Consider the following 4,208-nt stretch of genomic DNA (forward strand, 5'->3'; position numbering starts at 1 on the left):
AGGATTCTTTAAACATAACTATTTAATTCCTTATTGCCCTCAGTAAAAGTAAGTGTAAACTTCAACGATAAATAAATAGGCTCTTGCACGCTTTTGGTGAAACCGAGAATCGGCGATCGCTCTATCTAGAAAATATACATGGGTTTTCCTGTTGGTTTGTCGCTACATTAAATCTAATACCACTAGTGCTATCAAAGGGGCAGGAAGAGTCGATATTTTTCTGGGTAGTGGTGAAATAGCAGGAGAAAGAGCGGGAAGACTAAATGGTAGCGGTAATTTATTTTATTTATTACTTAAATAATTGTCTTTCTACTGTCAAAAAACTATAGATTTTTTTCAGTGCTGAGTTACAGAGATCGATACGACTATCCCGTACATTAGTAGCAATATGAGGGAAAATCAGACAATTTTCTAATTGATTTAAAGGATGAGCTAGAGGAAGAGGTTCGGGAGCGGTTACGTCCAAAAGAGCCATACCAATACTATTAGAAGCGAGGGCGCGATACAAATCCTTGTGATTGCAGACTCCCCCGCGAGCAATATTGATCAAAATAGACGAAGATTTCATCTTCTTAAAGGTATCCAAAGCAAATAAATTTTGGGTATCTGAATTAAGAGAACAGCAGACAATTACGACATCAGCATCGACTAGCAATTTTTCAAAAGAAACAAACTGTACCCCATATTTTTGCTCTACATTCCTTTTTCGGTGGGGGGAATAGTAAATGATGCGCGAGTCAAACCCCCTCAACCTACGGGCAATTGCCGTACCGATATGACCCAAACCGACGATCCCAATAGTTAGTTGGGATAAGGAAAAACCTTTTAAATTGCCCATATAATACCAAGGTTCGCAATTGCTTTTGGGTTGTAAATCGAGGTCTAATCGGCGCACTCCCAGCAACAGTAAGGCGATTCCATAATCGGCTACAGCATTAGTAGTGGCATTGGGTACGTTATAAACTTCAATCCGATCGCTTTGGCATTGTGCCAGATCGATGCGATCTGTTCCACTACTCATGGTGGCAATAACCTTGAGCCGTTTTCGAGCCGATTTTAATAAAGCAGCATCAATACGATCTCTATAGGTGCAGAGGAGTCCATCGTATTGAGAAGTAGCAATTTTTTCGTAGAGTTCTTCGTATTCCATCGGACGCTTTTGGGGAAAAACATCCACCGAAAATTCTTGGGGAATTGTTTTTAAAGATTCTGGAGGAATTAATGCCGTGCTGAAGATTTTAAACATAAACTGCGTCTAGTTTGAAAACCGTAGTTCTTAAGTTAACTGTTCGAGGTATTGAGGATTAGGAAGTCTAATTTTCAGCCAGCTTTGATGTTCTGATGCTAGATGACAATCTACGGTGGCGTTAAGTTCGCATTGTTTGGTGGTAATGGTGACTTGGCAATCTTCTAGGGGTATGGGATTGGTGTGCCAGACATTGGGTTTCAGCATGACTCCATCACTGCGATCGCTTATAAATGCTCGAAAATCTTGGGGTTTGGGGTTTGGGATAGGTGGTGCGACTACATAAAGTAATTGGCTTTCGGGACAAATAAATGCCTGTCCCCCTGCTTCGTGTCGGTCAAACCATTCTAAATAGATATTTCCTTGGCGATCGCGATAAGCTAAATCGCGACATCGATAATCGATCGCCTGGTTGTATGCGGAAAGAGAATCGCAATCCCATCCGACAATCATTTTGCCTTCCACAGACTTACTCATTCCTCGATCGGCTAATATGGGACGATCGCTTGAAGATTTCCACTGCACTAGAGGTAATTCAATCTGTTCCCAATCTTCACAAGCAAAAACCGTCCCCAAATCTCCTAAGTTTTCTTGGGTCAAAGGCAGGGGTGTAATAGAGATTAGATCGAGTTCTCTAAGCAAGATTTGTAGTTTTTGAGTGGGAACTGCGATTGCTTTAGTCAGATAAAAGCAACCCCAAGCAAAAGAAGCATTTTGGAATGCGTCGAGGCGATCTACTAAAGACTGACGAAATTCTTTAAGGTATGTCTCGCTAACGCTACCATCGATCATCTGTTGCCAGAAACAATCTATGCGATCGATCATCTTTTGAAAATTAATTCCCAAATGGCTGGTTAGATCGTGATAGCTGACGTTTTTAAGTCCTTCAGCAAAACCCCACCTCATATAATCGCTGACAGATGCCAAGCTGCTAACCGCATTGCGATCGCTAAATGTCTTGGTTTCTCCATCTGTTGTGACTTTTTCCCCGCGCATCAAGTCCGTAAAAACGCCAACTCCACCAGGAGAAAGAATTCTGTTAATCTCTCTAATTACTCGATGCTTATCTTCTGCATGGCACATTGCCTCTTCACTCCAAACCACATCAAAACTATTTGTCCAATCAGCAGGCAGTTCTTCAAAACTACATTCGACAATCGTAATTAAATCCTCGATACCCAAAGCTTTCGCCTGTAATAAATTGCGCCGATTTTGTTCTGGGCAAATATTCACACAGGTAATTTGATATCCATAGTTAGAGGCTAGGTAGTGCGCTACACCACCACATCCAGAACCCAAATCAATAAATCGCGGGTTTTCTAGCAACTCGACTTTGGGACGAATTAAACCCAGCATAAACTCGATCGTATTTTCTGATGCTTTGGCAACGCGATCGTAGGGAGTTTCATAAATTCCATAATGGATATTAAATTCAAAATCTCCCATAACTGTTTGATAAAACTGCCAGCCTTGGTCTGAGTCATATTGCTCGATTACTTTTTGTTGATGTTGGGATATCTTCTCAGAACGGTTATTGACAGGGCGATCGAGTTTGCTTTGCATGAATTTCTCACGAATTAATCAAAACCTATGATTATTGCTGGTATTTACATCGAATAAGATCTATATAGTTATCGTGAGATAGTTCAAAAATTTCGCAGACGGATTGAGAAGATGCCTGAAAAATGATTTTAAGCAAAGATTAAGACTGTCAAAGAGTCTCACGCAAAGACGTTTACTCCGAGCTAAGCGGAGCAAGCCCCGAGCGAAACGGGGCAATCGCAGGTCAGTTCTCTGGGCAGAGACGCAAAGATACTAAAAGAGATTTTAATCTTTAGTTCGATGGATATACTAAAACCTTTCAGACACTCATAGCTTACTCTAATCCTTCTTGATACTTTCTGATGAGCTTGCCATTTTCAAAGATGGCTTTAATTGATGATTCGTCTGAGTTTTGCCAAATTAAAGTAGATGAATCATGCGATCTCTCGATTTCAATTCCCCTACCTAAAATTGACTCTACCTCAATTTGACTCATCTCGATATTCAATCGCTCGTAGTCTACACGGCTATTATATTGCTGGCTTTGAACGGGTTCGTTAGCTTTAACTTCACAGATTGAAGAGTTAGGGTATTGAACGAAAACAATTAAAGAGATCGTTACTATGGTTGCATAGATTGGCGGTAATTTACCGAGGTGAGGTTTCACCAAAGTTTCAATCCAGTCATTATTTTGTGTATCATTAGACATAGGTTCTTCTCCTTTTGAGGAACTTAATTTTTGAAATTAAAAAAGTTATTTCCTGTTGGCGCAGGTTTTAACAAGCTTTAATCGAAAGCACTAATGTTGGCGCATTGGTGCTTTTATTCTTTTTGGCATTAACTAGAAACTCTTCGAGTTGCGATCGCATTTGAAATCACTGTTTTGGTGTAATAGCCAGCAAATCCACGTAAATCCCAAGCTAGTATAAGATATGCAACAGGCTTAAGATTGTATTTCTCCCATCTGTTAACTTCATCGGGAAAGGTTTCAATAATATCAAAAAAACAATCACTTGTTTGATTCCAAGTCTTTGGAGAAATCCTTTCAAGATTATTTCCAATAATAGAAGAAACATACTTTAAAAAAGTGTATTGTTGATTGTTTTGAATTGAGACATAATTATTTTTACTTAATTCATTTATTTTATTGTTTACTTTGTCTATTTCAACTGATGTTAAAAATCCCAAAACAACTTGAAACAATACAGATAAACACACAATTAAATCAAGTTGATTAAAAAAAAGTAATGTGAGAGCCAAAAAACAAAAAAAACATTGACTAAATAAAGATATTTTTTTCCTAAATAAAACCTTACGGATTTTTCTAATATTCTGTTTGTCTTCAAAACTCAAACTAGATTGTGTTACTTTTTCTAGTTTTTCTATTTGCAATTGCAACTTTGTTATACCTGATTTCTGG

Annotated in this window: 4 protein-coding genes and 1 pseudogene; 1 reads left to right on the forward strand and 4 read right to left on the reverse strand. The window is 38.7% G+C overall.

Features of this window, described 5'->3' with window-relative positions; translation table 11 throughout:
* Positions 1–178: 178 nt before the first annotated feature.
* Positions 179–301: pseudogene (locus AC33VI_RS23565) on the forward strand (3D domain-containing protein); the annotation flags it as partial.
* Here the strand turns inward: AC33VI_RS23565 and AC33VI_RS23570 are convergent.
* From AC33VI_RS23570 to AC33VI_RS23585, 4 genes are all read right to left on the reverse strand, one after another.
* Positions 290–1,246: an NAD(P)-dependent oxidoreductase gene (locus tag AC33VI_RS23570; protein WP_491784695.1), complete on the reverse strand. Its 957-nt coding sequence runs from the start codon at positions 1,244–1,246 to the stop codon at positions 290–292. The pseudogene AC33VI_RS23565 and the gene AC33VI_RS23570 sit on opposite strands and share 12 nt — an antisense overlap.
* A gap of 30 nt (positions 1,247–1,276) precedes the next feature.
* The gene (locus tag AC33VI_RS23575; protein ID WP_491784696.1) at positions 1,277–2,809 is read right to left on the reverse strand and encodes a methyltransferase domain-containing protein; all 1,533 of its coding nucleotides are present in this window, start codon (positions 2,807–2,809) and stop codon (positions 1,277–1,279) included.
* A gap of 313 nt (positions 2,810–3,122) precedes the next feature.
* Positions 3,123–3,497, reverse strand: a complete 375-nt coding sequence (locus tag AC33VI_RS23580; protein WP_491784697.1) for a hypothetical protein — start codon at positions 3,495–3,497, stop codon at positions 3,123–3,125.
* Positions 3,498–3,625: 128 nt separating this feature from the next.
* Positions 3,626–4,208 (reverse strand): hypothetical protein (locus AC33VI_RS23585; protein WP_491784698.1); only part of this gene is annotated, 583 nt, incomplete at its 5' end.

Source organism: Waterburya sp. (assembly GCF_058530065.1).

Excerpts from the sequence above, each read along its gene's own strand:
- AC33VI_RS23570 (WP_491784695.1), bottom strand. The coding sequence starts at position 1,246 with ATGTTTAAAATCTTCAGCACGGCATTAATTCCTCCAGAATCTTTAAAA.
- AC33VI_RS23575 (WP_491784696.1), bottom strand. The coding sequence starts at position 2,809 with ATGCAAAGCAAACTCGATCGCCCTGTCAATAACCGTTCTGAGAAGATA.
- AC33VI_RS23580 (WP_491784697.1), bottom strand. The coding sequence starts at position 3,497 with ATGTCTAATGATACACAAAATAATGACTGGATTGAAACTTTGGTGAAA.